The sequence below is a fragment of the Desulfonema magnum genome, from assembly GCF_017377395.1.
Classification (GTDB): Bacteria; Desulfobacterota; Desulfobacteria; order Desulfobacterales; family 4be13; genus Desulfonema_C; species Desulfonema_C magnum.
The window spans coordinates 2,829,782-2,856,430 of sequence record NZ_CP061800.1 but is presented as its reverse complement, the minus strand read 5'-3'; the positions used below and the strand labels follow the sequence as shown (position 1 = coordinate 2,856,430).

15 protein-coding genes are annotated in these 26,649 nt (G+C 42.4%); 13 read left to right on the top strand and 2 right to left on the bottom strand.

Translation table 11 applies throughout. The features are described from left to right. The first annotated feature begins 32 nt into the window (after positions 1–32). From dnm_RS11490 to dnm_RS11470, 6 genes are all read left to right on the top strand, one after another. Complete coding sequence (locus dnm_RS11490) at positions 33–1,199, top strand: radical SAM protein (RefSeq protein ID WP_207682788.1); 1,167 nt, start codon at positions 33–35, stop codon at positions 1,197–1,199. Between the two features lie 623 nt (positions 1,200–1,822). After that, the gene (locus dnm_RS11485) at positions 1,823–3,070 is read left to right on the top strand and encodes a PKD domain-containing protein (protein WP_207682787.1); all 1,248 of its coding nucleotides are present in this window, start codon (positions 1,823–1,825) and stop codon (positions 3,068–3,070) included. 126 nt (positions 3,071–3,196) lie between these two features. Beyond that, complete coding sequence (locus dnm_RS11480) at positions 3,197–3,370, top strand: hypothetical protein (RefSeq protein WP_207682786.1); 174 nt, start codon at positions 3,197–3,199, stop codon at positions 3,368–3,370. Between the two features lie 212 nt (positions 3,371–3,582). Beyond that, entirely contained in the window at positions 3,583–3,708 is a 126-nt protein-coding gene (locus dnm_RS31250; RefSeq protein ID WP_276571876.1) for a hypothetical protein, read from the top strand. A gap of 45 nt (positions 3,709–3,753) precedes the next feature. Beyond that, positions 3,754–6,657, top strand: a complete 2,904-nt coding sequence (locus dnm_RS11475; RefSeq protein ID WP_207682785.1) for a PKD domain-containing protein — start codon at positions 3,754–3,756, stop codon at positions 6,655–6,657. A 520-nt stretch (positions 6,658–7,177) separates the two neighbouring features. After that, positions 7,178–8,653: an IS4 family transposase gene (locus tag dnm_RS11470; RefSeq protein WP_207679109.1), complete on the top strand. Its 1,476-nt coding sequence runs from the start codon at positions 7,178–7,180 to the stop codon at positions 8,651–8,653. Positions 8,654–8,921: 268 nt separating this feature from the next. On the opposite strand, the gene dnm_RS11465 is transcribed toward dnm_RS11470, so the two are convergent. Both dnm_RS11465 and mobB read right to left on the bottom strand, forming a co-directional pair. Then, positions 8,922–9,602, bottom strand: a complete 681-nt coding sequence (locus dnm_RS11465) for a Crp/Fnr family transcriptional regulator (protein ID WP_207682784.1) — start codon at positions 9,600–9,602, stop codon at positions 8,922–8,924. Positions 9,603–10,615: 1,013 nt separating this feature from the next. Further along, the gene (gene mobB, locus dnm_RS11460) at positions 10,616–11,104 is read right to left on the bottom strand and encodes a molybdopterin-guanine dinucleotide biosynthesis protein B (protein WP_207682783.1); all 489 of its coding nucleotides are present in this window, start codon (positions 11,102–11,104) and stop codon (positions 10,616–10,618) included. 899 nt (positions 11,105–12,003) lie between these two features. Between mobB and dnm_RS11455 the strand changes: the two genes are divergently transcribed. From dnm_RS11455 to dnm_RS11425, 7 genes are all read left to right on the top strand, one after another. Next, positions 12,004–13,470: an ABC transporter substrate-binding protein gene (locus tag dnm_RS11455; protein WP_207682782.1), complete on the top strand. Its 1,467-nt coding sequence runs from the start codon at positions 12,004–12,006 to the stop codon at positions 13,468–13,470. Further along, positions 13,457–17,527, top strand: a complete 4,071-nt coding sequence (locus tag dnm_RS11450) for a response regulator (RefSeq protein ID WP_207682781.1) — start codon at positions 13,457–13,459, stop codon at positions 17,525–17,527. The genes dnm_RS11455 and dnm_RS11450 overlap by 14 nt, the downstream gene beginning before the upstream one ends. A gap of 324 nt (positions 17,528–17,851) precedes the next feature. Next, positions 17,852–20,566 carry a 7TM diverse intracellular signaling domain-containing protein gene (locus tag dnm_RS11445; protein WP_207682780.1) on the top strand — a complete coding sequence of 905 codons (2,715 nt, stop codon included), beginning with the start codon at positions 17,852–17,854 and terminating at the stop codon, positions 20,564–20,566. A gap of 17 nt (positions 20,567–20,583) precedes the next feature. Further along, complete coding sequence (locus dnm_RS11440) at positions 20,584–21,852, top strand: response regulator (protein WP_207682779.1); 1,269 nt, start codon at positions 20,584–20,586, stop codon at positions 21,850–21,852. Between the two features lie 924 nt (positions 21,853–22,776). Then, positions 22,777–24,030 (top strand): PAS domain-containing protein, encoded by a 1,254-nt coding sequence (locus tag dnm_RS11435; RefSeq protein ID WP_207682778.1) that lies wholly within the window; start codon positions 22,777–22,779, stop codon positions 24,028–24,030. A 316-nt stretch (positions 24,031–24,346) separates the two neighbouring features. Then, the gene (locus dnm_RS11430; RefSeq protein WP_207682777.1) at positions 24,347–25,666 is read left to right on the top strand and encodes a histone deacetylase family protein; all 1,320 of its coding nucleotides are present in this window, start codon (positions 24,347–24,349) and stop codon (positions 25,664–25,666) included. A 300-nt stretch (positions 25,667–25,966) separates the two neighbouring features. Continuing rightward, positions 25,967–26,557 (top strand): TetR/AcrR family transcriptional regulator, encoded by a 591-nt coding sequence (locus tag dnm_RS11425; protein ID WP_207682776.1) that lies wholly within the window; start codon positions 25,967–25,969, stop codon positions 26,555–26,557. Positions 26,558–26,649: the final 92 nt, after the last annotated feature.

Below are 26,649 nucleotides of genomic sequence, written 5' to 3'. Positions count from 1 at the left end.
TCAGTAACCCATAACAAGTAAGGATAGTTAAAATGAGTCCGAAACGTAAAAAACCTGAACCCTACAAAGGATTTGAACAAGGCCCCATAAGACCTCCCAGCGAAGCGTACAGTCTTCTCATACGGGTAACCCGGAACTGCCCGTGGAACCGATGCACATTTTGTCCTGTGTATAAAAGGAGCAAATTTTCCTTACGTCCGGTGGAGCATGTCAAACAGGATATTGACACGGTTCACAAATACGTGGAGATATTGCGGCAACTGGCAGATGAATTCGGCCGGATGGATCGCGCGGAACTCAGTAAGGTGATGGAACACACAGATCCCGGGGAATCTCCCGCGTTTCATGCCGCGCTTCAGTGGCTTGGCGGCGGGTTAAAATCCGTGTTTATCCAGGACGCGAACAGTCTCATCATAAAGCCTTCGGATATGGTGGAAATTATGACGCACCTGAAACAGCGATTTCCCTGGGTTGAGAGGATCACCTCATATGCACGCTCCCACACTGTCGCACGGATAAAAGATGAGGACCTGAAGGCGATCAGGGAGGCCGGTCTGAACCGGATTCATATTGGTCTTGAATCCGGCTCTGACAAGGTTCTCAAACTGATTAAAAAAGGGGTTACAAAGGAAACGCATATCAAGGCCGGGCAAAAGGTAAAAAAGGCCGGGATGGAACTTTCCGAGTATGTGATGCCGGGGCTTGGGGGAAAACAGCTTTCCAAGGAACATGCTCTGGAAACGGCCGACGCGTTAAATCAGATAAACGCGGATTTCATACGGCTTCGGACCCTGGCAATTCCTCGGCGAGCCGCCATGTATGAAGATTATCAGGCCGGCCGGTTTGAAAAATGCACGGACCTGATGACCGCAAAAGAGATTCTTCTGTTTCTTGAAAATCTCAATGGCATCACAAGTATGATCAAGAGCGACCACATTCTGAATCTTTTTCAGGATGTGGAGGGGAAGTTGCCTGATGACAAAGCAGATATGATCAATATAGTGAAAACTTTTCTGAATATGGATCCGGAACGTCAGCGCGTGTATCAGATTGGGCGGCGGATCGGGGTTTTCTCCGGTATCAGGGATATGGAAGACCCCGCACGGCTCAGAAGAGCGGAAAAGACCTGCGACGAGCTTCAAATCACAGAGGAGAATGTTGACGCGGTTACAGATGAGCTGATGAACCGGTTTGTATGATTTTCAGAATCTGTGTATGACCGTTTCCCTTCCCTTATTGTCCGGGGTGTAACTTATAATATTCTGATGATAACAGATTTGGAGGCGGGCTGTGACCATGCCTGTAAGGGCGGCATAAGTACCCGATCAAAAGTTTTTTATATATCTTTTTTTTTGCGAACTGCGGAGAAACCCGGGTTTTTCCGTCACGGTCCGCGGATCCTTCCGGTAAAAAAGCCGGGTTTCTTCCCCGGGAAGATATCGGAAACTTATGGTTAGATACTTATTTGCAGCAGCAGGTTTGCCTGCCCCTCCAAGCCCCGCAGGGGCGGCATATTTGTAGTAAATCATGCTGCGAATATGCCTTTGCCAGCCTCCCCTAAATCCGTTATCATCAGGAAATATATCAAATCAGTTACAGCTAAATTTATATCTGTTAATCCAAGGAAAAAGGATTCCATCACCCTCTTTCACCTGTGGACACATCTGTGTCCGGGGAATTGAAACAAACATATTCAGCAGTTCGAAAACTTCTCAGTATTCGGAATTTTTCAACCTGAAAATTTTTCTGTGATACGGGGAAAATATGGACAGGGACTTAATTTTATCCGGAAGCAAGCCGGAGAAAAACAGAAAGGAAAAACATGCTCAAAAAAAAGACCGTGCTTCAGTTTATTTTTTGTTTGTCAGCATTTTTGGTGATATCATTTCCACTCATTTTGTATGCCCAGGGTGATACACAGATCACCCTTAAAGCAGATGCCGGAGATGATCAGAAAGTGTATGAAGGCGATGAGGTCACACTGGACGGGTCCGGCTCAACCGGAAATGAGATTACTTACCAGTGGACTCAGATTGACGGAGAGATGGCAGGCCTGTCAGACCCGAATGCCGAACGCCCGATATTTACTGCTCCGGACATTGATGATGATGAAGAATCTCTTATTTTCCAGTTAAGAATTACTGATAACACTGATCTGACAAAAAAGGATACATGCATCATTGAGGTTGTGAAAAAAATTATTCCTAATGCCAATGCCGGATCAGATCAGACTGTGTACGAGGGGACCACGGTTACGCTGGACGGTTCCCGTTCCACTGGAAATGAGATTACTTATGAATGGACTCAGATTGACGGAGAGCCGGTTATCCTGTCAAATCCAAATGAAGCTAACGCCACGTTTACTTCGCCGTATATTGATGAGGCTGAAGAAGAATCCCTTATTTTCCAATTAACAATTACCGATAAAGATGGTCTGACAGATACGGATGTATGTGCCATCAAAATTATCAAAAATCCCCCCCATGCAAATGCCGGGCCTGATAAAACAATAAATGAGGAAGAGACCGTCACGCTGGACGGGTCTGATTCCACAGGGAATGAGATTACATATCAATGGCGGCAGACTGCCGGACTCTCTGTAACCTTGTCCGACCTAAATAGTGATACGCCCAGTTTTACTGCCCCGGACATCGGTGATGATGAGGAAAAATCGCTTACGTTTGAGCTGACGGTTACAGACAAAAACAGTTTGGAAGATACTGATACCTGTGTTGTCAAAGTGAAAGGACAGGACACTCCCACAGCAGATGCAGGCCCGGATAAAACAGTGGATGAAGGGAATACTGTCACGCTGGACGGGTCCGGCTCTGTCGGGGATGAGCTGACTTACAAATGGAGACAAACCGCAGGAACGTCGGTATCGCTGTCAGAATCAGATACAGATAAGCCCACGTTTACTGCCCCATATATTGATGACGAGGATGATGACGAATCGCTCACTTTTGAACTGACAGTTACCAATAAAAACAATCTGAAAGATACAGATACCTGTGTCATCAGAGTTGAAAAGGGAACGGGCTGGTGCTTTATTAAGACCGCTGAATGGTAGGCTGTCCCAAATCCGAGTGATCTGTAGCAGGCCTGGTTCGAATGATAAATCCGAACCGCTCCGCGGAATTTACCACAACCACAACCACAACCACGGCGGCTCAGGCTTTAAGTTTTTTTATCATCAATGAATGAATCTCCCGCCAAATTTGTCCTGAACCAGAGATGGAGAAACCAGATTTTGGCAGAAGGGGATGCCGATGATATTTTCATTGATGAAGATGTAAAGAGCGACGGGAAGAGCGGGATTGAAGAAATTCTGATTATAACGGATTTGGGGGAGGCTGGCCAAGCCCCGTAGGGGCGTCATATTTGTAGCATTCATCATGCCGGGCCGTTCAAGCCCCGTGGGGGCGGCATATTTGTAGCAACCAGGTGAATATGCCGCACCCACGGGGCTTGGCGGGGGCTTGCAAACCTGCTGCTACAAATATGCCGCCCTTACAGGGCTTGACCGGCCTCCCCCAAATCCGTTATAATCAGAAATTTTTAAATAAACAACACGGAGGTAATATGATGAACAAATCAAGGACATTGTTGCTTTTTCTGCTCACAGTTTTTTTCTGCCTTATTGCCTGGGAGTCAGCATTGGCAGCCGAGAGAACAGTACATCTTGTTATTCCCGAATGCGGCGGCTGAGGAGCATCAACCAGGATAAGGTCTATCCTTGAGGGTATTAATGGCGTGACAGATGCGGTTATTAACACAAGGAATCTTACTGCTGACGTAGTTTTTGACGATGCGATAACGAATGTCGAACAAATGAGAAGTGCGCTGCAAGAGAGCAACTATTCTATTACAAGTGTAACTTATGAAAACGCCTCTCCCGAAGCTGACGCGGGGCATGATCTGGTGGTCGGTGAAGGCGATATTGTTACTTTGGACGGCTCCGAATCCGATGATCCGGATAAGAATATTGTCTCTTATGAATGGACTCAGACTTTTGGCATTCCGGTAATGCTTTCGGACGCGGGGGCTGTTCAGCCTTTTTTTACTGCCCCGGATGTATCTCCGGATGGAGATTCACTGACTTTTAAGCTGACGGTCACAGACCAGGAGGGACTGCAATCCACGGACGAATGTGTTGTCAATATTACTCATACATCAGGTGTTACCCGTCTTACGCCGCAGGAAGCAAAAGACATGATTGATACGAATGAAAACCTGATGCTTGTTGACGTGAGGGAACCGGATGAGTTGTGCGGTGAATACGGCCATATTCCTGATTCTCTTAACTATCCCTGGGATTCGGGAGTGTTTCAGGAAAAGTATCAGGAACTGCCCGGTGACACCGGTATTCTTGTCATTTGCAGAACCGGAAGGCGGAGTTCCCTGGCTGCTGAGTTCCTCGATGCCAAAGGTTTTACCGATGTCTATGATATCGGAGGCATGGGCAATTGGGAATGGGAAATTATGACCTGTAGTGATGAGGCTCCCATGCTGTCCGCTGCGATGAATGCGGACGGAAGCGTTTCTTTAAATTGGTCTCAATATACAGGAACATCTTTTGAATCCTACATACTTCTCAGAAATACCTCGCCAGCTCCTGAGTACCCGGATGATGAGGATATATGGAGTGAGGATGATGTAACCGTCACAAACTACAATGATGAAACACCGCTTACGGGAACCTCCTATTACCGCCTCACTGTCGTCAGAACAAATGGTGACACGCTTTACTCGGACAGCGTTCAGACAGATATCGCAGCCCCGCTGACGATTTCTCTTTCCGTAATTCAGACCACGGGTTATGCACCGCTGAATGTTGATTTTACAGCCACTGCAAGCGGCGGAGCTGAACCTTACATTTATACATGGGATTTTGATGACGGATCAATACCTGGTGACGGCGAAAGTCTGACCTACACCTATTCTGATCCAGGCACATATGCTGTTAAAGTGACTGTCGCAGACACGAATGGAGATACTGTGACTGCATCTGTCAATATCACCGTGACAGAGAAGGAGGAACCTCCCATTGCAGATGCCGGCTCGGATCAGGTGGCTGACGAAGGAGCCACGGTCACGCTCGATGCTTCTGGTTCTTATGATCCCAATGACGGAAGTCTCAGCTATTTTTGGGAACAGACCGGCGGTATCTCCGTGGAACTGTCTGACCCCTCGCTTGTTCACCCGAGTTTCACAGCCCCGGACGTGGGAATCGCCGGAGAAACGCTGACATTCCGTGTGACGGTCACGGACGAGGCAGGCTCGCAGGCCGCGGCCACCTCAGTTGTCAGCATCGCCGGGCTGAACTCCCCGCCTGTTGCCGATGCCGGTTCGGACCAGACTGCCGACGAGGGGGACACGGTCACACTGGACGCTTCCGGTTCCTACGATCCCGACGGCGGGACGCTCAGTTATCTTTGGGAGCAGACCGGCGGAACGGAGGTCAGTCTCTCCGATGCGGCCGCTGTCCGTCCGAGTTTCACCGCCCCGGACGTGGGAATCGCCGGAGAAACGCTGACATTCCGTGTGACGGTCACGGACGAGGCAGGCTCGCAGGCCGCGGCCACCTCAGTTGTCAGCATCGCCGGGCTGAACTCCCCGCCTGTTGCCGATGCCGGTTCGGACCAGACTGCCGACGAGGGGGACACGGTCACACTGGACGCTTCCGCTTCCTATGATCCCGACGGCGGGACGGTCAATTATCTTTGGGAGCAGACCGGCGGAACGGAGGTCAGTCTCTCCGATGCGGCCGCTGTCCGTCCGAATTTCACCGCACCGGATGTGGACGTGGCCGGAGAAACGCTGACATTCCGTGTGACGGTCACGGACGAGGCAGGCTCGCAGGCCGCGGCCACCTCAGTTGTCAGCATCGCCGGGCTGAACTCCCCGCCTGTTGCCGATGCCGGTTCTGATCAGACAGCCGACGAGGGAGACACGGTCACACTTGATGCTTCCGCTTCCTATGATCCCGACGGCGGGACGCTCAGTTATCTTTGGGAGCAGACCGGCGGAACGGAGGTCAGTCTCTCCGATGCGGCCGCTGTCCGTCCGAATTTCACCGCACCGGATGTGGACGTGGCCGGAGAAACGCTGACATTCCGTGTGACGGTCACGGACGAGGCAGGCTCGCAGGCCGCGGCCACCTCAGTTGTCAGCATCGCCGGGCTGAACTCCCCGCCTGTTGCCGATGCCGGTTCTGATCAGACAGCCGACGAGGGGGACACGGTCACACTTGATGCTTCCGCTTCCTATGATCCCGACGGCGATGCACTGAGCTACCTTTGGGAACAGACTGATGGAACGGTTGCGGAACTGTCCGACTCCTCGGTTATTCAGCCGAGCTTCACAGTCCCGGACGTGGAAACAGCCGGAGACCCCCTGACTTTTCGCCTCACTGTCACGGATGAGGCCGGGTTGCAGGCTACAGATAACAGTGTCGTTAATGTAAATGACGTGACCGCACCGCCTTCAGACGAAACCGATCAGAATGAAACAGTTGATGACGATGATGACGATGACAGTGGCAGCAGTTGTTTTGTTGACACGGCAGGTCACAGCTCGCAGGATTTTTCTCCTGTTTCCGGTTTAGTTGCCATATTTTTCTTGGGCATTGCCGTAATCATAACCCGTTTGGATTAGATGAAGGAAAGGAGTGCTGAAATTACATTTTAGCAATCTTGGATTAGATGAAGAAAAGGAGTGCTGAAATTACATTTTAGCAAAAGTTGCCAATCTGTAAGTTTAGCACTCCTTTTTTTGTCAGATGGCTCTAATCACGGCCCGTTTGGATTAAGACAACATCTGCTGAAAAACTCTTTTACCTTGCCTCTTCATGGTGTTATATGGTATTTTTACCCTTCGGTCTCAAAGGCTCTGTGAGCCTTTTTTGCAATTTCTGACAAAACTGTAACAGGAGAGTATGAAATGATTGAAAAAAAATTTGGGGAGGCTTTCACCCATAGGTGTAAAGTTAAGGAACTGCTGAATTGTAAAAATATCCTTTTATAACATATGGTTGTTGTTTAAATAAAATGCAAGAAATGCCGTGTCGCAAATTACTTTTTCATTGCATCTCTCAGCACATGCTGATATTCCGGACTGTGTGAAAAAAACAAAATATCCGACAATCTCATAAGATCATATTTGGGAGGACTGTGCAATGATAAATAAACAGATTAAAATTGATGTCAGAACAGTTAAAAAGTTTTTCAAAAAAGGAAAGATCAGAAAAATAGCTGAAAAAACCGGTTTCATAAAGAGAAAACGGAAATTGGACGCATTCGAATTTTTCATATCGCTGACTTTCGGTTCGCTGACAACGACCACAATAACTCTGGGTGCCATAGCGGAAAATCTGTCCGAATGTATTTCAAGGGCGGGAATAAATGACCGTTTTAATCAGTATGCCATTGATTTTCTGACAGAAGTTTTTTCATTTTTTTTCAGAACGGCGACTGAAAACGGACATAATATCAATATTGACGTATTAAATCAGTTCGGCAGAGTGAATATTATTGACAGTTCGTCATGGGAGCTGCCCCCGGGCCTGAAATCCGCATTTCCGGGATATAACATTGCGGGTTGCAAAGTTCAGTTAATGTATGATTACAAAACCGGAGTGATTCAGCTGTTTGATATAAAAAAACAAACGTGTAACGATCAGAGTTATTCGAAGACACTGGGCGATCAGATCAGCGCGGATGATCTGCTTATTTTCGATCTGGGATATTCAATTGCGGACATGCTGAAAATAACTGATGACAAAGAAGCCTTTTTCATATCCCGTTTTAATTATTCCGGAATCGGTCTGTATATAAAGAAAGGGGAAGAATATGAGAGAATCGGAATCTCGGAGATATTGAAAAAGCTGAACGGCAATGAGACAATATTTGAATTCGAATGTTATACGGGAAACAAAGAGAAAAAGATAAAGATACGCTTTTTCGCAGTCAGAGTTCCGGAAGAAGTTGCAAACAAAAAACGGAGAAAAATGTGTCAGAATGCCAAAAAGAAAGGAAGAACCCCCAAGAAAGAATCACTGCGACTGTGTGAGTGGAACTTTATGATGACAAATATTCCTGCTGAGAAAACGGAGGATGTGAGAACCATCCTTGCATTTTATCCGATCAGATGGTCTGTGGAATTATTTTTCAAACAGTTTAAATCGGTATTGAACATTCATAAAACAGAAGTAAGAAACAATGAGGACAGGCTCAGGTGCGAAGTATTGGGAAAAGCGATAGTTGTGATGTTCATATCCTACTGTTATTCGAATGCCAGATCAGAGGCATGGCGGATACTCGGCGAAGAGGTAAGTATTGACAAGACAGTGAAATATTTCAGAAGAAACATAGCCGGTCTGACAGTGCTGCTTTCGGATTCTGCTGACAAAGCGGCAAAACATGTCAGGAAAATGATAGCAAAAATAACTGACACATGCCGGAAAGAGAGGCAGAAAAGCAGAAAAAACTCCCTTGATGTACTTATCGACGGAGCAGTTCTTGAAAACTATAAATATGTAAAGGTAAACCTCTCGGAACTCGGGCAGCCGGGTAAAGGCATGCCTCTGTCTTTCCGTCTTTTCAATCTGATAAATGTGAATTTATTTTTTGAAATCATACCGTTAGCAGGTTAGTTAAGTATCCTTAACTTTACACCTATGGGCTTTCACCCCGGAATAGGTAAAAAACAACATCGCCGGTCAGGCAAATGAGATCAGAAAAAATCCGGGGCAGAGATGTATAAAAAATTTTTGACCGGGTACTTATCTCGCAAATGAAACAGCAAATGCCATAAAAAATGAGAAAGTGTATAAGGAAATAAAGATATTGTGAAACCCCACATTTTACCAGCTTTATTGTTTTGTTGTTTTCTCCGACTGACATGAGGCAGATCAAAAATGCTCAGGTTCCTTGTTCTGCAAGCGCTTCCAGATTTTTTCGACGGGTCAGCCTGATATTGCGGCCATTGACTTCAATCAGCTCCTGATCTGTCATTTTTGCGAAAGTTCGTGACAGGGTTTCCGGAATTGTGCCTAAAAGACTTGCCAGTTGTCCTTTTGAAATATTTAAAGTCACAGCATCCGGAGTCCCCTGTTCATCTGCAAGATACACAAGATAAGCAGCGAGACGATTCGGAACCTCTTTTAAGGAAAGATTTTCTATCTGAATCGTAAACTGGCGAAGCCGCATTGACAAAACCGCAAGCATATTCAGAGCGAGCGACGGGTTATTAATGATAAGCTCGGTAAAAGCAGTTCTGGGAAAAAAGACAAGATGCGTTTTTGCGATGGCTTCCGCATTTGCCGGAAAGGACTGCCCGCTAAAAACCGGGACTTCGCCAAAAGGCTCTCCTGCACCGAAGATATGGAGAATCTGTTCTTTTCCTTCCGAAGAAACTTTGAAAATTTTTACTTTACCGTCAGCAACAACAAAAAAACCGCTGCCTTCATCGCCTTCTGAAAATATGATTTCACCTTTCTTGAAGTACCTGTCAACAGCAATTTTTTCGATTTCCTGCAACTGGTTTTCAGGAAGCCCTTCAAAAAGAGGGATATGTGATATTATATGAAAAACTTTCCTCATAAAATTTCGATAATTGCTGTTTTTATCCGGAATCAGCAGATTTTAAAATTTTTTCCGAACAGATGGAAATGCAAAAATAAAATTTTTGCACTCCGGATTTATAAATCTACGAACAGATGGGAACGCAAAAATAAAATTTTTGGGCATCCTTCATTTAGTAGTTTACACTTTCAGCTAAAATGAATTTTTTATGTTTTTTTTAATTCATGATAATTTTGATTATTTTTATAATATAAACAACCTATTACAAAAAAAACTACAAATTTTGTAGTTAATTTTAGCTAATCATGTTTGAAGTGTGTAAAAAACTACAAAATTTGTAGATTTTACAATATCTATTTGTAAATATTACTTTTATTTAGCTACAAAATTTGTAGATTGAAAAAAAATGGACTTTTTTTCAAATCACCAAAAGTGTAAAGTACTTTTGGGCAAATATGAAGGATGCCAATTTTTGCACTCCGGATTTATAAATCTACGAACAGATGGGAACGCAAAAATAAAATTTTTGCACTCCGGATTTATAAATCTACGAACAGATGGGAACGCAAAAATAAAATTTTTGCACTCCGGATTTATAAATCTACGAACAGATGGGAACGCAAAAATAAAATTTTTGCACTCCGGATTTATAAATCTACGAACAGATGGGAACGCAAAAATAAAATTTTTGCACTCCGGATTTATAAATCTACGACCGGATAGGAACGCAAAAATAAAATTTTTGCACTCCGGATTTATAAATCTACGAACAGATGGGAACGCAAAAATAAAATTTTTGCACTCCGGATTTATAAATCTACGAACAGATGGGAACGCAAAAATAAAATTTTTGCACTCCGGATTTATAAATCTACGAACAGATGGGAACGCAAAAATAAAATTTTTGCACTCCGGATTTATAAATCTACGAACAGATGGGAACGCAAAAATAAAATTTTTGCACTCCGAATTTATCAGTCTGCGATCAGATGGAAAAGACGGTATTTTCTCTTCCAAAAATCACCTGACACTTAACCCTTAATATATTCTTTTTCTATAAAGTCAGCCAATTTTTCAATTTCTTCCAGTCTGAAGCGCGGCACATTCAGATCAGCGTCTGTATCTGTAACAAGGGCGACCAGCGTTTTATCATTCCTACAGAGGAGTTCTTTATGTGCGGCCGCACGAAAAACCTCTATTTTAGGTTTGTCTTTTTTTTTATACCCTTCGGTGATAACAATGTCCATATCCTGAAAATACATTTCAAGGTGTTCCAGACTTTCGGAATGATGATCCTTTACCATTGCAATGGCACCGGGGGAAGCGACAATGACTGTATCTGCCCCGGCTGCCTTATGACGCCAACTGTCTTTCCCTTTCTTGTCAATATCAAATTTATGAGAAGCATGTTTTATAATACCAATCCCGTATCCTCGCTTCTTTAATTCGGGAATCAGTTTTTCAATGAGCGTGGTCTTACCTGACTGGGATTTCCCCACAATGGAAATAATCGGCGGCATTTAAATTACCTCTGTTAAGTTTACGTTTTAAGAACAAACAGTTTACGAATACCTAAAAATATCCTTCAATTTTAATAGTTATCGGATACATATTTCCACAGCTTTCATTCTCCCACTTCCTGGGCGAAACACTGCTCTGTCATGATAAGTACCTGATCAAAAGTTTTTGATACATCTTTTTTCCGTGAACCGCGGAGAAACCCGGCTTTTTCCTTCAGCGGAGGCTGATCATTCCGGAAAAAAGCCGGGTTTCTTTCCCAGGCTAATATCGAAAACTTATGGTTAAGTACTTATTCTGAGACCATATAGCTGAAATCTGACAGCCGATTACTCAGATGAGGGAATATCAGGATGATTCGTAAACCATAACTTGTTTTATATTACGAATCTGAGAAATCTAAATCACAAAAACAGTGTTGTCAAGTAAATGAGGAAGGTGTATATTTTTTTTATGTATAAAGTCCGTGAGCATATCTTTTAAAGTCTGTTGTATATTCTTTTTTTTTAAGCGTTAATATGTTTTCTGAGCATTCCAACTTGAATAAATGATATTCATTTGTTATAATTTTAGCCGATTATAACTCGATGATCAAGTTTTCTGATCCGATTCGGACAAATCGAGTATAAGCAATGAAAATATATTTCAGATCGGAGTTTGTGAACAAGAAGGCCAATGGAAAACAAGGGGATAAGCAGGTATGTTCCCACATCAGGATTTGAAAACAAGGGAAAGTAGCCTGGCAAGTGACAGCAAGGTTAAGAATTTTATAATTTACTGTATTAATAAAAAAATAATATTCATGCATCCATTTACCGTATTATTTTGGAAAAAAAAGCTGCTTTTTTTGGGAATCTTTCTTATAAATTTTCCTGCGATCTTATGGGGAGCCGAATCGGACATGCTAAGGGTTATCTGCCATGTTGCCATGCCCTGGGTGATAGGCAATCAGGTTGTTGAACCGCTGATTTATGTGGATAACCAAAACAACTTTATTCCCTGCCTGGCTGAATCTTATCAGATATATGATACTTATATGGATGTGTATCTCAGAAAAAACGTTGTGTTCCAGGACGGAACCTGTTTCGACGCTTCATCAGTCATTATGAACTGGGATGCTTATCAGCGCACTGCCAGCCCCTATTTCACGATAGATATGCGTATGGGGGTTAAAAATATAGAAGCAATGTCCCCTTATCATCTGAAAATACAATTTAAAGATAACGGTCTGACGGGTCTGATTCTTGTTTATCTGCGCTCTTTTTACATATATTCAAAGGGTTATTTTAAGCATTCAAAAGGGATCTATCCTCCTGGAAACCAAGGCAACATGCTGAAGGCGGGCCCCTGGGGAACCGGTCCGTATATACTCAGACAGCTATCGGAAGAGACCGGAACCGCTATTCTTGAGAAAAATCCTTCATACTGGCAGGAAGACCGACCGGGAATAAACACTGTCATAATGTACGGCGCTAAAAAATATGATACTATAGCCGCGCATCATCTTATGAAACAGGGCCAGGCAGATATATTTGACGCGGTAATGCCTTCAATGATCCATATTATGGCACAATCCTCTGATATTCATATGGCTGTCAAAAGGCCTCTCAGTTGCTTTAATTCCGTGTTCAACATGAGAAAACCGAACAGCCCGCTGCGGGACATCAGAATTCGCAAAGCCCTTAATCTGCTTATAGATCGGAGAACACTTTTAAAATACATCTCTCACCAAACGGCCCGGATGACGCCCTTTATTTTTCCATTATTCGACAAAGAAGAAAATCTTCAGCCTTATCCTTATGAGCCTGAAAACGCCAAAGAATTGCTTCGCGCCGCGGGCTATGACACCAATCATTCGCTTTCCATCACCATCGGATATTTTGCCAGCGAAAAAAAAATGGCCTACGCCATTGGTGCCATGCTTGAAGAGGGTGGGGTCAGGGCGCACTTTCAGGAATATCGCAGCCGTTATGAATTTTATAAACACTTTATTAAACAGGGCAGGGGGCCGGAAAAGCCCATGGAAAACGAAATCTGGGACATCAATATCATGCATTCCGGAATTTACACCAACTCCGTGGCAACTCACTTCGGAGAAAATTTTGTTTCTCGGGGAGGATATCGCTGGATATTGCCGGACCCCAAAGCCGATGAAATGTTCTTTCTGGCTGCAAAACAGAAAAATTTGAAAATGACGGAGCAGTCACTGAAAGAGATGGAGAAATATCTTTATCATCAGTATTACATGATGCCGATTTACATTCGCCCCACAATTATAGCTGTTCATAAACGCGTTGCCGGGAGTCCGCTTTCGGCAAGCGGTTATCTTTTGAATTTAAAGGAGATCAGATTTAATGGAACACCATAAAAAAACAGAAAATGCCTCTTTTTGCAGAGATGATCCATATAACGCTCCTGAAAAAAAAAGACTTTTTTCATATCTGAAAAAAAGACTGAGCAATTGGGGATTAAAACCGCTGATTATGGTTTGGATCATCCCTGCTTTTATCATATCAGGCATCATTGCAGTGCTGTTCAATTATATTATGGCAAAGGAGAACGCCAGAAACAGAATTTATGACCATATTATTAAAAGAAGAACAGATATCACCTTTATTGCACACCTCCCTTCCTTACGCATGTATCTTGTGGATATCAGACTTGATCTTGAAGAGGAGGCATCTTTTCTTAAAAAAGATATTCAGATTTATCTGGAAAATTACATGAAAAATTTACAGCTTTCTTCTTATCAGACGCTTTCCATTGTTTCCATAAAAGGCAAGGAACTTATAAGAATGGAAAACGGAAAAGTTGCCCCGGAATTTTTTGATTTCAGCGGGACACCCTATTTCGAAAAATTGTCAGCATCTGAAACGCATAAAAATTTTTCTTTACCAAGTTATCCCGACCCGGTTTCCCAGGAATCCCTCGTCACCGACGTTTTCCCCATATATAATGAGATAAGCGGCAAACAAATAGGAGGCGTCATTTATGAATACCAGATTCCTGTCAGACAATTCATGGACAATGCCCGGAAAGTTCTGGTTTTTAATATTGTATGGAATGCCGGAGGCATTGCTGTTGCTCTGATTATCATTTATGTGATTCTGGAAATCATTATCAAGCCATTAAAGTATGTTACCGAAACCGCCCGGGAAATGGTCGCCGGAGATATGTCACAAAAAATCAGCATAAAAGGCTGGGGAGAGGCCAAGGTGCTGGCGACAACTTTCGAAGCCATGCGACAGCGTCTGAAACGTCATATTGAACAATTACAGGAAAATACCAGAAAACTGGAAACGATCATTGAATTTTTGCCTGATGCGACATTTATTGTTGACAAAGATAAAAAAGTTGTCTTTTGGAACAAAGCCATGGAAAAAATGACCGGGTGTCCGAGAACGGAGATGATCGGAAAAGGGGGAATGCAATATGCTTTTCCTTTTTATGGTAAAAATCGCTTTATTTTAATTGATATTGCCTTTGAGAAAGGATTAAAAGGTATTTCTCAAAACTACAATCATAAATATGTAAGCATCAAAGGGCATGGGGATATTCTCAAGGGGTCGGCATGGTGCCCCACAGTAAAAGGTGAAAATCGTCTGCTGTCAGCGACAGCTTCGGCACTCTATGACGAGCGAGGCAATATCTGGGGAGCAATTGAGTCCATCCGGGATACAACTGAAAAATACAAAGCTGAGGAAGAGATCCGCAAACTGAATGAAGAACTCGAACAGCGGGTGATCGAACGGACTGCCCAGCTTGAATCCGTGAATCACCAGTTGGAAGAATCTATCAAAAATGTTCAGAAACTGGCCAGGGATGCCGAAGCTGCGAACATTTCCAAGAGTGAATTTCTCGCCAATATGAGCCATGAAATTCGCACCCCCATGAACGGCATTATGGGGACCTGTGATTTGCTGTTCAGCACCAATCCGAACCGTAAGCAGCGGGAATATCTGAATATTATCCGTACCTCTGCCAGGTCTCTTCTGGGGCTTATCAATGATATTCTTGATTTTTCAAAAATTGAAGCTGGAAAACTCACTTTTGAGCGTGTTCCTTTTTTTATCAGAGATGTTGTCGAGGAGGTCTGCGACATTTTTTTTGAGAAGATATCTGAAAAAGACACAGAGCTGATTGTAAATATCGCTTCAGATGTGCCAAAGCAGATTATTGCTGATCCCTTTCGCCTGCGCCAGGTTCTGGTGAATCTGACATCCAACGCGTTTAAATTTACCGATAAGGGTGAAATATGTATTTCCATTCGAAACCGCTTTGCAGCATCCTCCCGTTATCAGCCTTTGTCCCAGAAAGACGGCAGCGATACGGAGACGATTGAACTTCTCTTTTCAGTTCAGGACACTGGTATCGGCATTGCACCGGAAATTAAGGACAAACTTTTTGACGCGTTTATTCAGGCGGACGGTTCCATCAGCAGGAAATACGGCGGAACAGGGCTGGGTCTGGCAATATGTAAAAAAATTGTCAAACTGATGGACGGAAAAATATGGGTGGAAAGTACTCCTGGCACGGGCAGCTGCTTTTATTTTACCGCCAAAGTCAGGCGGACATACACTGAGCCTGCTCATAAATCGGTTGTTCCGAATGAATTGAAAAATCTTAAAGTGCTTTTGGTTGAGGATAATTCAGCCGCCCGGGTGGTCATACAGCAGTTTCTGAAATCCTTTGGCTGCCGGACAGAAACAGCAGAGTCGGCCGAAGAGGCCCTGGTTATGTATGAAAAAAGTATTGACGGGGAACATTTTGGTCTGATTCTTATAGATTTCAAACTTCCCGGGATGGATGGCATCGCCGCTTCGGAAAAAATCAAACAGAATGCGCGTATCAAAGCCCCGCCTATTATCATTATCAGCGGCTACATCCGAAAGAAAGATATTCAACGTGCCGGAGAAGTCGGCATTGAAAGCTATCTGACCAAGCCCATTAAGCAATCTCTGCTTTTTGAGACAATTTTGGAAATATTCGGATACCCGTCTGTTTCTTCCCGGAAAACCGACAGGGATATTATCAGTCCCGAAGAGTTTTCAGGTGTCAGTGTTCTGCTCGTCGAGGATCATCCGATTAATCGGAGAGTTGCCACCGAGATACTGGAAGCGAGCGGCATTTTGGTAGATACGGCGGTCAACGGTCTTGAAGCCACAGAAGCTGTCAGAAAAAAAAACTACGATGCCATTTTTATGGATGTCCAAATGCCTGAGATGAACGGAATTGAAGCCACGAAGATCATTCGAAACTGGGAAACTCGAAACTCGAAACTCGAAACTCGAAACTCGAAACTCGAAACTCGAAACTCGAAACTCGAAACTCGAAACTCGAAACTCGGAACTCGGAACTCGGAACTCGAAACTCGGAACTCGGAACTCGGAACTCGGAACTCGGAACTCGGAACTCGGAACTCGAAATTCGAAACTCAGAGCCAGTTTCCAGTTTCAAGTTTCAAGTTTCAAACCCAGAGCCAGTTTCCAGTTTCAAGTTTCAAGTTTCAAACCCAGAGCCAGTTTCCAGTTTCAAGTTTCAAGTTTCAAACCCAGAGCCAGTCTCAAGTTTCAAGTTTCAAGTTTCAAACTCCTATCATTGCCATGACTGCCCACGCCATGTCCGGTGACCGGGAAAGATGTCTGAAAGCCGGAATGAATGATTATGTATCCAAACCCATTGACCGCAAGGAGCTGTTCGCCGCACTGAGAAGAAACCTTCAAATAAAGGATGAAGCCCGTGAAACACAGGGCAAGGAAAATTCAAGTTTCAAGCTTCAAGCTTCAAGTTTCAAGCTTCCCAAGCTTCCCGGCCTGAATACAGGAGAAGGTTTGGAACGCATGGGAGGCTCCTGGGGTTTGTATGCGGATATTCTCAAGGATTTTTGCAATTTCCAGAAGCATTTTGCCTCTGAATTTTTTGAACTTATTGAAAACAAAGATTTTAAAGCTGCCAAAATAAAAGCGCATGCTTTAAAAGGCGCTGCTGGTAATGTTTCCGCCATAAAGCTCAGAATTGCGGCAAAAGTGCTGGAAAATGCGTGTGCCACCAATGACAAAGATCATATACGGACTTTGCTGGTGCCTGTGGAAGATGCACTTTCAGAGGTAACAGAATCCTTTAAAAAAATGTATATATTATTGCGGACAGAAGATGACGGCCCAAAATCCGTCGAAGCCAAAACAGATCAACAGGAACCGGATCCGGAGATATCACAGGCACATCTCCCTGAACTATTTAAAAAGCTTGACAAAACACTTCAGAAATCCGATCCGGTGGAATCAGAATTCTGCCTCAGAAAAATTAAAGCCTGTGTTTCCTCTGAGGGTTTCAAGGCAGAACTGGATGATCTGGAACATCAGATCAGTGCTTATAATTTTGATAACGCAATAAGGATATTAAGCAAAATTAGACATCAGGGCTGAAAAATGGGAAATCAGAATATTTATAATCTTCTGTTTTTAAACTTTAATTTTACAGGTCCCCGGACAACGGAAAAACTACGTTGAAAAATTTGGCTTCTTATAGCAGCAAGCTATGAATAATACGAAATTATGGTGTTCCGATTCAGGTTTTTTTCTGGCATAAAAATTGCCTGTTAGCTAAAGCAACACATAACCGGAGCAGTCTCGGCCAATTTTTCGGCCGGAAGGGCTAATTTGGGGTTTCTGACAGTTTTTTACAAAAAATTTGCTTGGAAAAATCCAAATCAGAGCATAATAATATTTATGATGAGATTTTGAAAAAACATGGCACAATACTATAAAATCATTTATGCTACCCTTATTCTTATTTTTTATCTTATGATATTTCCTATTGTCTCCTCTGGTGCCGCAAATCAGCTTGCCATTAGTGACAACTTTGCCAAAAAACGGCTTGAAAAATATGTGGATTACTATGAAGATAAAAGCAATTCCCTTAATATTGAGCAAATCGCTTCTGAAAAATATGAGCCGATGTTTTTAAATTCCAATAGTGGCAAACTCAATTTCGGATTCAGCCGGTCAGCATACTGGCTCAGATTAAAAACCATAAATAACAGCGACCATTGTATATTATGGTACCTTGAATATGGTTATCCGTCTGTGGATTATCTGACATTGTATATCCCTTCGGAAAAGGGATATTGTATAACTGAGACAGGGGATCATCATCCTTTTCATAAACGCGCTTTAAATTACCGAACATTTGTCTTTCCCATACATCAGCCGCCGGGAACGCATACTTACTATCTGAAGATCAGGTCCGACGGTTCTCTGGTAATGCCGCTGACAGGATGGGCGCCCAAAGTTTTTGACAAAAAAAAAGAGAATGAACTGGCGATGTTATGGCTTTGCTATGGTATAATGTTCACACTTATCTTTTACCATACGTTTATTTTTTTCTCCCTGCGTGATAAAACATACCTGTATATGATATTGTTCATATCAAGCTTTTTTCTGTTTTCACTGGTTCAAAACGGAATGGCTGTGCAGTTTCTCTGGCCGGATTCGGTATGGTGGGCCAACAAAAGTTATCCTTTTTTTGTATTTTTATGTATTGCATGGGCGCTTGTGTTTACGCGTGCCCTTCTGAATACGAAACACTCTTTTCCGCATATTGATAAAATAATGCAATATCTGATCTGCCTCAATGTCTTAGGTATGGTCGCAGCTTTTCTCACAGATTACTTTTATGTGGTCCGGGTTTCTCTCTTCCTTATCGGTATCTCATGCGCCATGATGATTCTGAGCAACATAATTTCCTTATATAAAAGATTTCCTTCAGCTTTTTTTTATACTGTTTCGTGGACTGTTTTTCTTATCGGAACGATGCTGTTTGTGTTCAGATTTTATGCAATAACACCGTATCATTTTTTCACTGAATGGGGCTATCAGATCGGCTTTTTAATACTGATATTCCCTCTTTCCCTGGGAATCATGGATAAGATCGGCAGCATACAGCATGCGAAAAATAACGCACTTAAAGCATTAAGAAAGTCCAAACAGGAGTTGGAGACAAGGGTTCTGGAAAGGACTTCTGCGTTGCGTAAAAGTGAAAAAAGATATCGAACCATTCTTAACAATATCAATGACAGCTACTATGAGGTTGATATCTCGGGTAACCTGATTTTTTTCAATAATTCGATGTGCGATCTCACCGGATTTTCCAGGGAAGAGCTGATGGGAATGAATAATCAGAAATACATGGATCGTGAGGATGCTGAAAAAATATATAAAACCTTTCATAAAGTCTATATCACGGGCAAGTCCGCCAACATTGATTTTAAGGTGATAAGAAAGGACGGCACAAAAAGGCAGGTTGACATCTCAATATCCCTAATGAAGGATAATGAGGGAAATGTGTTCGGGTTTCAAGGCATTGCAAGAGATGTCACACTGAGAAAGCGTTCAGAAGAAGAACTGAAAACTGCCAAAGAAACAGCCGAAGCCGCGAGTGAGACAAAGAGTGAATTTCTTGCCAATGTGAGCCACGAGATTCGTACCCCCATGAACGGTATTATCGGTGCCTGTGAACTGGCCATAGGAGCCATGCCAAACAGCAAACAAATGGAATACCTGAATATTATCCGTACTTCTGCCAGAGCCCTGCTCAGACTTATCAATGATATTCTTGATTTTTCCAAAATTGAAGCAGGCAAACTCGAATTCGAAGCCATTCCGTTTCTGATCAGGGATGTTATCGAAGAGGTTGGCGATTTGTTTATCGGAGAAGTTTCAGTCAAAAACCTTGAACTGATCGTGGATGTGGCGTTGGATGTTCCCCTTCAGGTGATTGCCGATCCATTGCGCCTGCGGCAGATACTGGTAAATTTGACATCCAATGCATTAAAATTTACAGATAAGGGGGAAATATGTATCTCAGTTCAAAAAAAAAATCAGGTGTCAGAGAAATCATATTCTGCCCATGATACAATTGATTTGCTCTTTTGTGTTCGGGACACCGGTATCGGTATTGCTCCGAAAATTCAGAATGAGCTTTTTGACGCTTTTATTCAGGGTGACGGGTCCGTCACGAGAAAATATGGCGGAACAGGACTTGGTCTGGCGATATGCAAAAGAATTATTAATATGATGGATGGTGACATATGGGTGGAAAGCGAGCCGGGAACCGGCAGTTCCTTTTATTTTACAGCCAAATTTAAATCGGTTTCCGATACATCTGTTTATGACCCCTTTGTCCCATGCGAATTGAAAAACAGAAAGGTTCTTGTTGTTGATGATAATCTGACTGTCCTGCAAATTCTAAAACGATCTCTTGAATCCTTCGGATTCCGGGCACAAACAGCTCGGTCCGCCGAAGAAGGTCTGCATTTGTACGAAACCTCTCTGAATAACGAGCCGTTCAGTCTCATTATCATGGATGTGAGACTTCCCGGCATGGACGGCCTTACTGCTTCGGAAAAAATTAAAAAAACTGTCAATCCCCCCCTATTATTATTATCAGCGCTTTTAGCGGAGTAAAAGAGATTCAGCGGGCTATGGAAATCGGTGTTGAAAACTGTCTGATCAAACCTGTCAAACGATCATTACTTTTTGACAGCATTATGGAAATATTCGGATACAAAATTGCCGCTTACCAGGAAGTCAGCGCCAGAATCAATACCGGCGACATCAGTTTTGAAGCCTTTTCAGATATTCATATCCTGCTTGCTGAAGATCATCCTGTGAACCGGAGAGTCGCCATTGAAATTCTGAAACTGTCTGGTATTTCAGCAGATACGGCACTCAACGGTCTTGAAGCTGTGGAAGCCGTCAAAAAGAAAAATTATGATGCCGTGTTTATGGATATCCAAATGCCTGAAATGGACGGAATAAAAGCCACAAAAGCAATTCGGAAGTGGGAAGAGGAAGCTGGGAACTCGGAACTCGGAACTCGGAACCAGTTTCAAGTTTCAAGTTTCAAAAGGCTTCCTATTCCTATTATCGCCATGACAGCCCATGCTATGACCGGGGACCGGGAAAAATGTCTTAAAGCCGGAATGAATGATTATATCGCAAAACCTATTGATCACAAAGAATTGTTTGCTGTACTGAGAAGAAATATTCCACAATTGAGAAATGTTGAAATAAACAAAAAATCTGATATCCGGCTTCCGGCTTCCGACTTCCAATTTCCGATCTTTCCCGGTATTGATATCAAAGAAGGCGTGGACCGGCTCGGAGGGGCATGGGAGATTTATGCGGACATTCTCAGTGATTTTTGTAATATACATAAAAACTTTATCCAAGAGTTTCACAAGCTTATTGAGAAAAAAGATTTTGAAAATGCCAGACTGAAAGCCCATGGTTTAAAAGGAGCAGCAGGCAATGTCTCAGCTATCAACCTCAGAACTGTCGCAAAAGTGCTGGAAGAGGCATGCAAAGCTGAGGACAGAGAAATAATACTTAAAAAACTGCCACCTGTGAAAGATGCTCTTTTACAAGTGAGAGAAGCTTTTGAAAAAATATCTGTTTTTTCCGTGACCGAAAAGGATTCTGCGAATGCTGTCAAAACTGAGAGCAGCAAGCAAGTGCCAGTAAAAGAGGTCTCCCACAAAGATATCCGGGAAATGCTTCAGGAGCTAGACAAATACCTTGAGGACTTTGATCCTGTAGAATCGGAACACTGTTTTAAAAAGATCAGTGCCTGTTTCACATCAGGCAGCTGTGAAACAGAATGGGACGATTTGGAAAAGCTGATTAAAGATTATAATTTTGACGATGCCAGGCACACATTAAGCAAAATTTCTCAAAGATTTGAAACTTGAAACTTGAAACTTGAAACTCGAAACTTGAAACTCGGAACTTGAAACTTGAAACTATGGGACACTCGGAGATGTTTTTCAAAATATGTCAGCGAGCTGTTTTAAAATTTTGTAAAATGACATAAGGACTTCGAACCGACGGAATCGAAATCTTGCTGTAAAAATATCAGAGTCTGCTTTACCTCTGATGTTTCTGAATCCAAATTGATGAAAGTGCAGATCAGAGATTACGATTTTTGATAAGACCGGAAAAGTGTTAATTTTGCTTCCTCAAACTCGATAATCAAATTTTTTTCTGTCATTCCGTTCGACGACCTGACTAAACTCGTCGAGGTCTGAACTTACGCCGAAGCCTGCGAAAACAGGAATCCACTGTCTCCGGATTCGTAAAATCTGCGGAAAACGGATTCCTGCTTTTGCAGGAATGACAGGCTTTTCGTCCGAATCGGGTCAAAAAACTTGATCATCGAATAAAAAGAATGGCTTGATTTTAATTTCAAAGAAAAGTAACATATATTAAATTATGATCATTTCAAAAAATGACAAATTTGCATATCAATTTCGTTATGACGGAAACAGAAAATAACATGCAAACGGATTGAAAAGCCGAACAAATGCCTCATAAGCTTTACTCCCTTATAATAATCAGGAGGGCTGTCTTAAAAAAATCAGGCTCAACTTTGCCTCAGACAGTCCTGAACCAGAATTGAAATATCCGAAGAAATCAGCAATTACAAAAAAAATCAATTGAAAATTAAGAATTGACAGAACAAATACAAAAAACAGGTATCGGGTTCCGCACCTGACGATGCTTCTCCTGTCATTACCGGCTTAAATCCGAAAAAGCCCTGAACAATCTGATCTGTTGATTTTTGCGGCTTACTTGAAAAAAATATCTCTGATCAATATTCAGGTGAGGACAAAATAATGAATAATGTTGGGAACAACCAGCTACATCTTTGGATAGCTGATTTAAAGAAACAACTTGATAAGCAGTCCGCTGAACAGGCGAAGCTAAAGAAAGAATTAAGAGAAGAGACCGCCAGACGCAGACGGACTGAGCTGGTACTGCATGAGTGCAGGAAAATTTTTTATTCATTTATGAAATATCTGCCTGCCCTGGCCTTTATGAAGGATCATAGCGGACGTTATCTTTATTGCAATGAAGCCCATAAAAAAATGCTTAATGTTTATCCGGCTGATTGCATTGGCAAAACAGATGAAGAACTCTGGCCCCCGGAATTAGCAAAACGTTTGAAAGGTAATGATAACATTGTGATGTCAAAAGGAAAAGCTTTAAATACCGTGGAAGTTTTAACTGTCAAAGATGAAATACAACATTATCTTACCTCTAAATTTCCCATTTTCAAGCATGGAAAGCCTTTTCTTCTCGGAGGAGTTGCAATCAATATTACAAATAAAATTAATACGGAAGAAAAATTTCGAAAAAAAGAAAATTCTGAGTATGAGCGGCGTACGGAATATGAAGCAAAAAATGATATCCAAATTCCGGCTGACTTTTTAAGACACCCGGAATTACAAATTCCGGATTCCCTGCCAGGTCTGGATATTCGTAAGGGCCTGAAACGACTCGATGGTTCTTGGGAACTCTATTTGGATATTCTTTCATTTTTTTGCAAGGATAGAAAAAATTTTGTCCGAGATTTTCGCAACCTCATTGAAAAAAAGGAATTTGAGACTGCTTTAATAAAAGCTCACGCTTTGAAAGGGTCCGCCGCTACTATTTCGGCAACGGAACTCTGCAAGGCCGCAAAAATTCTGGAGGAGGCATGTCGCAATAAAAATACAGAACAAATACTGGATTTATTATACCCGGTGGAAAAAGCCCTTGAACAGGTAATGGTGTCTTGTAAAAAGATACCTGTTTTAACTCACACTGAAGATGATATTACCAAATCCGCTGAAATCGGAAATAAAGTATTTGATATATCAAATCTCTCTGTTTTTTTTCGAAAACTTCGAAAAAGCCTTCAGGAATCTGATCCGGTCGAATCAGAATGCTGCCTTGCGGAAATCAAATCCTGTTTTTCCCCTGATCGCTTCGACCCGGAAACCGGCGCGTTGTTTCAGGAACTGATACAACAGGCTGATACCTACAATTTTGACGATGCCAGGGAAACGTTAAACAGGCTTGTCCAAAAGATAGAACAAAAAAATTGATAATTGATAATTGATAATTGATAATTGATAATTGATAATTGATAATTGATAATTGATAATTGATAATTGATAATTGATAATTGATAATTGATAATTGATAATTGATAATTGATAATTGATAATTGATAATTGATAATTGATAATTGATAATTGATAATTGATAATTGATAATTGATAATTGATAATTGATAATTGATAATTGATAATTGATAATTGATAATTGATAATTGATAATTGATAATTGATAATTGATAATTGATAATTGATAATTATCAAATTATTTTGAAAAAATTATTCAAAATCGGAGCAACTTATCATGCTAACTGCCAAAAAAAAAACCGGACTTGTTTTTTTTCCTGCGTTTGACTGGGCCATAAGCCCTACTCATCCTGAACGGGAAGAACGCCTTCTTTACACCCAGGATCAGGTTTTTGAAGAAGGACTTTTTGATATTGAGGGAATTACGGAACTCAAACCCGACCTTGTAAGAGTTCAGGACGTGGAGCGTGTTCATTTCTGTGTCCCGGATGTGTGGAATGTCACAACAGAATCTCATTTCATCAGCGCCGGCGGTGCAAAAACTACGGGTATGGCCGTACTCGAAAAGGAAATAGACAGAGGGTTCGCGCTTGTAAGGCCCCCGGGGCATCATGCCATGCGTGTTGTTCACGGGGCAAGAGGTTTTTGTAATGTCAATATTGAAGCCATAATGATTGAATTTCTTCGCGCTGCGTATAACATCGGAAAAGTTGCTATTGTTGACACGGACTGTCATCATGGTGATGGCACACAGGATATCTATTGGCATGATCCGAATACGCTGTTTATATCCATCCATCAGGACGGACGGACCCTTTATCCCGGGTCAGGATTCAGAAATGAACTGGGGGGACCGAATGCGGCAGGAACAACGGTCAATATCCCGCTTCCGCCGAATACTTCCGAAGAGGGGTTTTTATATGCCATTAAAAACATTGTCCTGCCGATTTTGGATGATTTCAAACCGGACATTATCATAAACTCCGCGGGGCAGGATAACCATTATTCAGACCCTATAACCAATATGAATTTTTCCGCCCAGGGCTATGCAGAGCTGACGTCGCTGTTGAAACCCGATATCGCTGTTCTTGAAGGGGGATACTCTATTGAGGGTGCCCTTCCTTATGTCAATCTGGGAATTATTCTCGCAATGGCCGGCCTTGATTATGGCAAAGTAAAAGAACCTAAATATAATGCGGACCGTATCCGGCAGACACAGGATGTGACCCGTTATATTGAAAAAACCGCTGAAAAAGTGCTGACGATGTGGCAGCAAAGGGAGCAGATAAAAGAGGAACTTCAGGGGATAAAGAAATTTGATGAGCGCCCCCGGAGAATTTTTTATGATACAGATAATATCATCGAAACCCAGAAAGAGACTGTTCGTATTTGTCATGACTGCGGCGGGACAATACGGATTGACTCGTCAACAGACCAGGGATATCATATACTCGGTGTGCATATTCCCATTAATGCCTGTAAAGATTGCAGGGAAACCGGTTATCAATGGTATGAGTCCGCAGATGCAAAGGGTTTTGATATGGTCTTTCTTCAGGATCGGACAGAGGATAAATATCTTTGCCGTAAATTTAAATAAAGACTGTATCAGTAAAGGGCTGTTCTGATTCCAAAGTAATACCCGACCGCATTGATTATGACGGTTCGGGCTGCCGAAGAGTTCCGAGGTTTTAAAAATATCGGGAGTCTGTCATCCGTCAGATTCACTGCGGTCAGGTACTACCTTATCTTATTTGGTATTCCTTTATTTCGTTTAATCAATAAGCATACAAATTTTATCTTGACAATCTTTCTGCTTTATGACAACAAGATCATCTGAAATCTAACGACCGGTCGGTAAAATTATTTTCTCAGATCGTAAGCAAGGAGTTATCTGATAATGGGCAATATGAAAGAAAAGATTAAATACGTTTCAATTGACCTGTTCTTCAAGAAAGGATATTTTGCCACCAGTGTCAGCGATATTGCCCGGGGAAGCGGTATTCAGAAAGCGAGCATGTATTATCATTATCCAAGCAAGGAAGAATTGCTCTTCAGCATTCTCAAATCAACAATGGATGATGTGACAGCTTATTTGAAAAACAGTATCTCAGGCATCAGAAACGTGGAAGAACAAATGCGGACAGCAGTTCAGAGCCATGTGCGATTCCATCTTGATCGGCAGAAAGAAAACTTTATTGCCAACAGCGAATTGCGCGGGCTGACTCAGGATCATTACCGGATCATTGTGAAGAAACGCTACGAGTATGAGCGTATTTTTCAAAATATTATCCAAAAGGGCGGGGAACAGGGAATATTTGTCAAAGACGATGTAAAAATCCTGTCTTATGCGATTTTAACCTTATGTACGTCCGGAGCATCATGGTTCAAACCGACCGGACGTCTTACTGTGGATGAAATTGCTGCTATCTATGAAAAATTTATCATCAACGGACTGAAACAGGGGCAGGTTTGGTCCGGGGCGACGTAATACATACCAAAGCAAAACACTCTCGTGCATTCTCTGAATTTTCAAATATCAATGATTCCGGTATCTGGCTCTTTTTCCACTAATATTCAATA

Excerpts from the sequence above, each read along its gene's own strand:
- dnm_RS11490 (WP_207682788.1), top strand. The coding sequence starts at position 33 with ATGAGTCCGAAACGTAAAAAACCTGAACCCTACAAAGGATTTGAACAA.
- dnm_RS11485 (WP_207682787.1), top strand. The coding sequence starts at position 1,823 with ATGCTCAAAAAAAAGACCGTGCTTCAGTTTATTTTTTGTTTGTCAGCA.
- dnm_RS11480 (WP_207682786.1), top strand. The coding sequence starts at position 3,197 with ATGAATGAATCTCCCGCCAAATTTGTCCTGAACCAGAGATGGAGAAAC.
- dnm_RS31250 (WP_276571876.1), top strand. The coding sequence starts at position 3,583 with ATGATGAACAAATCAAGGACATTGTTGCTTTTTCTGCTCACAGTTTTT.
- dnm_RS11470 (WP_207679109.1), top strand. The coding sequence starts at position 7,178 with ATGATAAATAAACAGATTAAAATTGATGTCAGAACAGTTAAAAAGTTT.
- dnm_RS11465 (WP_207682784.1), bottom strand. The coding sequence starts at position 9,602 with ATGAGGAAAGTTTTTCATATAATATCACATATCCCTCTTTTTGAAGGG.
- mobB (WP_207682783.1), bottom strand. The coding sequence starts at position 11,104 with ATGCCGCCGATTATTTCCATTGTGGGGAAATCCCAGTCAGGTAAGACC.
- dnm_RS11455 (WP_207682782.1), top strand. The coding sequence starts at position 12,004 with ATGCTAAGGGTTATCTGCCATGTTGCCATGCCCTGGGTGATAGGCAAT.
- dnm_RS11450 (WP_207682781.1), top strand. The coding sequence starts at position 13,457 with ATGGAACACCATAAAAAAACAGAAAATGCCTCTTTTTGCAGAGATGAT.
- dnm_RS11445 (WP_207682780.1), top strand. The coding sequence starts at position 17,852 with ATGGCACAATACTATAAAATCATTTATGCTACCCTTATTCTTATTTTT.
- dnm_RS11440 (WP_207682779.1), top strand. The coding sequence starts at position 20,584 with ATGGAAATCGGTGTTGAAAACTGTCTGATCAAACCTGTCAAACGATCA.
- dnm_RS11435 (WP_207682778.1), top strand. The coding sequence starts at position 22,777 with ATGAATAATGTTGGGAACAACCAGCTACATCTTTGGATAGCTGATTTA.
- dnm_RS11430 (WP_207682777.1), top strand. The coding sequence starts at position 24,347 with ATGCTAACTGCCAAAAAAAAAACCGGACTTGTTTTTTTTCCTGCGTTT.
- dnm_RS11425 (WP_207682776.1), top strand. The coding sequence starts at position 25,967 with ATGGGCAATATGAAAGAAAAGATTAAATACGTTTCAATTGACCTGTTC.